At 69.0% G+C, this 4210-nt stretch carries 2 protein-coding genes; one reads left to right on the top strand and one right to left on the bottom strand.

Features of this window, described 5'->3' with window-relative positions:
* Positions 1 to 252 precede the first annotated feature (252 nt).
* Positions 253 to 1515, top strand: coding sequence for an HNH endonuclease signature motif containing protein (locus F8568_RS20890; protein ID WP_151595335.1), 1263 nt, complete (start codon positions 253 to 255; stop codon positions 1513 to 1515).
* 913 nt (positions 1516 to 2428) lie between these two features.
* Here the strand turns inward: F8568_RS20890 and F8568_RS20885 are convergent.
* On the bottom strand, positions 2429 to 3814 hold the full coding sequence (locus F8568_RS20885) for a WD40 repeat domain-containing protein (protein ID WP_160573685.1): 1386 nt from the start codon (positions 3812 to 3814) through the stop codon (positions 2429 to 2431).
* Positions 3815 to 4210 lie beyond the last annotated feature (396 nt).

The raw sequence follows: 4210 nt of genomic DNA, 5'->3' as shown, positions 1-4210 counted from the left end.
CGGGGGTTGTGTTTTTGGGCTCCGCCCCCCCCCCCCCCGCCCCCGGGTCGCGCCACCCCACCACCCCCCTCCGCAACCAACCAAGACAACCAACAGCCGAGCGGCCCACCCGCGTCGACGAGAAAACCAATGTGAAACATATTCAAGAAGGGTCGCCCAATCGGCCGACCGGCCTCGGAAGGAGACAAAATACTTGCCCCCGATCGCTGCTTTCCACTCGCAAATGTCGGTCACATCGGGTAGTATTCAGGTATGCATTCAGTGACGGTCGACCTTGAGGCCGCGTCCACCATGCAATTGGTGAACGCGCTCTCGGTCATCGCCACTGAACTCGCCCAACGCGAAACCCCCGACTCGGCCGCCGTCTGCCTGGAACTCACCGAAACCCTCGCCGCCGCATCCGATATGCAGGAAAGCGCGCTGGCCGGATTCATCGGGCGGGTGGACGCCGCCGGGGAGCAGGCCCGGTGGGGATATCCCTCCACCCGGGCGTGGCTGCGGTCCCGCCTCGGGATGCGGGAGAGCCGCGCCAAGGAGCGCCTCACCCTGGCCCGGCAACGCCACCGCCTCCCGCTGGTCGCCGAGCGGCTGGCGGCCGGGGAGCTGTCCTACGGGTACGCCGCGACGGTGGCCGACTCGGTCGCCCGCCTGGACGACACCGACTGCGCCCGAGCCGAGACCACGCTGCTGGGGATGGCCGATCAGGGGTTCTCGGCCGGGAAGGTCGCCGCGTTCGGCCGCCGGATCCGCGACGTCATCGCCGAACGCGACGGCACCGAACACGAACCCGACGAAGACACCAAGCGGGGTTATGCCAAGTCGTGGCTGACCACGACGCGGTCGCTGGACGGCGGCCGGTATGTGAAGGGCTGGCTGAACCCCGAGGACGCCGCCATCTGGGACGGGACGCTCGCTCCGTTGGCCAAGCCGGCCGGGCCCGACGACCGCCGGGACGTGGCGGAGCGGACGGCGGCGGCGCTGTCGAGTGTGCTGTCGGGCGGGCACAAGGCCTCCAAGGTCACCGTGATCTGCGACCTGGAGACACTGACTGGCGGCAACGCCCCGGCCCGCCTCACTGATGGGACGCCGATCCCCGCCGCCCAAGCCCGCCGCATCGCCCTAGCAGCCGGAGTCTCACCCCTCCTGCTCGGACGCGGGAACACCCCGCTCTACCTGGGCTACCGGGAACGGTTCGCCTCCGCAGCCCAGCGGCAAGTCCTCGAGGCCCTGTACCCCTCGTGCGCGGTGCGGGGATGTGAGATGCCGGGCACGCTGTGCGAGGTCGACCACGTCCACGGATGGGCACTCGGCAGCCCCACCGACATCGACCAACTCGCCCTCACCTGCGGATGGCACAACCGGTTCAAACACACCAGCCCCGACCAGATCCACATCACCAAGGATCCCGACGGGCGGTACGTCTACCGGCTGCTGCCACCGGCCGACGCCCGAGGGGCGACCGGGCCACCGGGCGGCACCGGCCCACCCGACGACCCCCTCGACTGGGCCGCATAACCCACCCCACCAGAACGACCGGCTCCACCGGCTTGACCGGTGCGACCACCGGGCCCGCCCGGAACCACCCGGGTTTCGGGCGGACTCGGCATGCCCACACCGCACCACACCGCGCGGATCACCACCCAGGCCGGGCCGCCTGGCCCGACGCCTGGACGACCGCCGAACGGCCTTTTCCCTGGGTCGGTGGCACCTGACACGCCACAGCCGATACCCGAGAGGCGACCGGGTGTCGACGGTCACGCTATTGAAACCGCGATCACGTAATTGAGCACGGTGTCGTGTGTTGCGATCACGGTTTTGAGCACGGGGTGGGTTGGCGCGGCCGGAAAGAGACGTTCACCAGCCTGGAGCACATGGGGGCTGAAACAACTCCTACCAGGTGTTCATGGACGGCCCCAGCTACCGGCCCAACAAGCGCCACGGACGCCCCACCACCTCCGCCGACGCCGACAAAGCACCGAGGTAGTGCTGTGACCGGAAAGTTCGCCCGGTTGTCAGACAGCATAAGTGTCGGCATGCCGCCGTGGCGGCCGGGAATGAGGGCGTTGGCGTTGCCGGAGGCGTATCGCAACGCGGTGGAGATCCTGGCCGATGCGGGCTGGGCAGATCGCGGGCCGCGCCGCGTTCCTGCGTTACGACCAGCCCTGAAGGCCGGATGGCCGGATGGCCGGCCGCCACCGCGTCATCGAAGGTGCCGTCCGCCGCATCGTGGCCGACAGGCTCGATATCGGCGGCGCCCGCTGGGGCCTGGCCGGAGCCGAGGCCGTCCCGAAGCTGCGCACCTGGTCGCCAAACGACAGCCTTCCTGAATATCGGCGGTTCCACCTCGCACGCGCACACCACCGCCTTCACCACCCACGACCAAGGGGAGTACGAGCTCACGGCCTGATCAATTCGCCCTCAGGAAGAACTACTCCCAGTAGACCTGGCGTGACTCTTCCTCCCCGACCAATACGGCCCGCAGTTCCTCGGGCGGCTCCGCGGGAAGGCCCACGGGGAAGACGTCCAGTCGGCTCGGCGCCTTCTCTCCGATCCGGCTCTCCACCACCGCCCACCTGTCGTCGGGCGACCAGGCCACGAGGTGCGCCTGGCGTTCCAGTGAGCCGTGCATGACGGGGCCGCCGCCGGCCACCCGCCAGATGCTCGGCTCGCGCTGGTAGTCCGAGGCGAAAGGGCTCTGCGTGATGAGTATGTACCGGCCGCTGGGGGCGACCGCGAGGTCGCGCACCCAGCCCCGGCCCGTCGCAATGCGGCCGTGGACGCGGCCGGTGCCCGGCTCCGCGACCGTGATGTCGGGATGGTCCTCGCCGATCAGGAACATCCGGGACTCATCGGCGCTGAACGCCACCTGCCGTAGTCGGCCCGCGTCGAAGCCGTCCGGCAGGATCACGGACTCGTCCGCCCCGCCGTCGGCGTCGATGAACTCGATCCCCGGCAGGAGGTGCCGGGCGCGATACCGCCCCGTACGGGACCGGACGCCCCCCGGCTCGTGTGGCACCTCAGTCACCGCGCTGGCCTCCAGGTCGTACGCCCACTGCTCGTCATCAAGGAACGACTTCACCGCCACGACGGGACGCCCCGGCACCCACATGAGTACCGGAAGCCCGACCCCATGGGCGAGGCGCAACTGCTCGGTCCAGTCCGCCGTCTCGTAGACGACAAGCTCCCGGCTCCAGTCAAGGACAGCGAGATGGGCACCGTCGTCGGAGAACGCCATGCTCCTCACCTGGCGTCCCTCGCGCCTCCCCGCGCGGAACGGCTCGATCACGTGCGCCGGGCGGGAGAAGTCGGGCACGTACGGCGCGTCGCGCGGCTCGGGGGCACCTGAGCCGGTGTCCCAGACGGTCGATCGGGTGTCCCCGGGTTCCAGTCCCTCGAGCCAGCGCGGGTCGGTGACCCGGACCACGTAGTCGCCCTGGACCAGCAGCTCCTCGTCCTGCCAGCTGCCGTCGCGCAGGCAGTAGAACATCCCCAACTCGTCCCACTGCTCATCCGTCATCGGATGGTTGCGCGTGGCCAGCCGCTCCACGCCCTCAATGAACCACCGGGCGTTGGCCGCCACCCAAGCCCCGTCCATCAACGGCTTGTAGTCGAAGACCCGCGCCAGCGGGCGCGGGCGGCCGTACTCCCTGTCCGCGAAATCCCACAGCAGCCTCAGGAAGAACACGGCGTCCTCGGGCAGCGGGAAGCCTCCCTCGATCGAGGGCTCGTAGTAGACGACGAACACCCGCAATCGAAGGCTCCGCCGGTCGTCGGCGATGCCGAGCACGCGGGCACCATACAGGTCGGTGGACATAGGAACTCCCAAATTCACGCTCGGGATCGGTGCCGGAAGGTGCGGGGTCAAGCTTGGCAGCAGACACCGACATTCCGCCCGGAAACGATCACGTTGGACGGGAGCGCGACGGTCGCGGTTCCCGACCGAAGACCTCAGATCTGTTCCGGTTCCGCCGAAGAGGGGGGAGTGGAGCGGTACGACCTCACCGCGTGACCGCCTCGGCCGCTCTGAAGAAACCACTCCCGTCGTCGCTTCCTGCCCTGGCTGCTGCGCCGCATCGCATCGCATTGTCAACGGCGGCTGAATTTTGACCCCCTGGGGACGTCTGAAAGTTGACCCCCTGATGTTGTTGTTCGCTGCGTTGTGTTACTGCTCGTCGTTGCTGGTGGTGGTGTTGGCCGCGGGGACGCGGCC

Origin of the sequence: Actinomadura physcomitrii (assembly GCF_008923205.2) — a bacterium.
Classification (GTDB): Bacteria; Actinomycetota; Actinomycetes; order Streptosporangiales; family Streptosporangiaceae; genus Spirillospora; species Spirillospora physcomitrii.
Note: the sequence above shows the minus strand (reverse complement) of the source record. Positions and strands in the feature narration are given on the sequence as shown.

Bases quoted from the DNA above. Each gene is read 5' to 3' on its own strand.
- F8568_RS20890 (WP_151595335.1), top strand. From the start codon at position 253: ATGCATTCAGTGACGGTCGACCTTGAGGCCGCGTCCACCATGCAATTG.
- F8568_RS20885 (WP_160573685.1), bottom strand. From the start codon at position 3,814: ATGTCCACCGACCTGTATGGTGCCCGCGTGCTCGGCATCGCCGACGAC.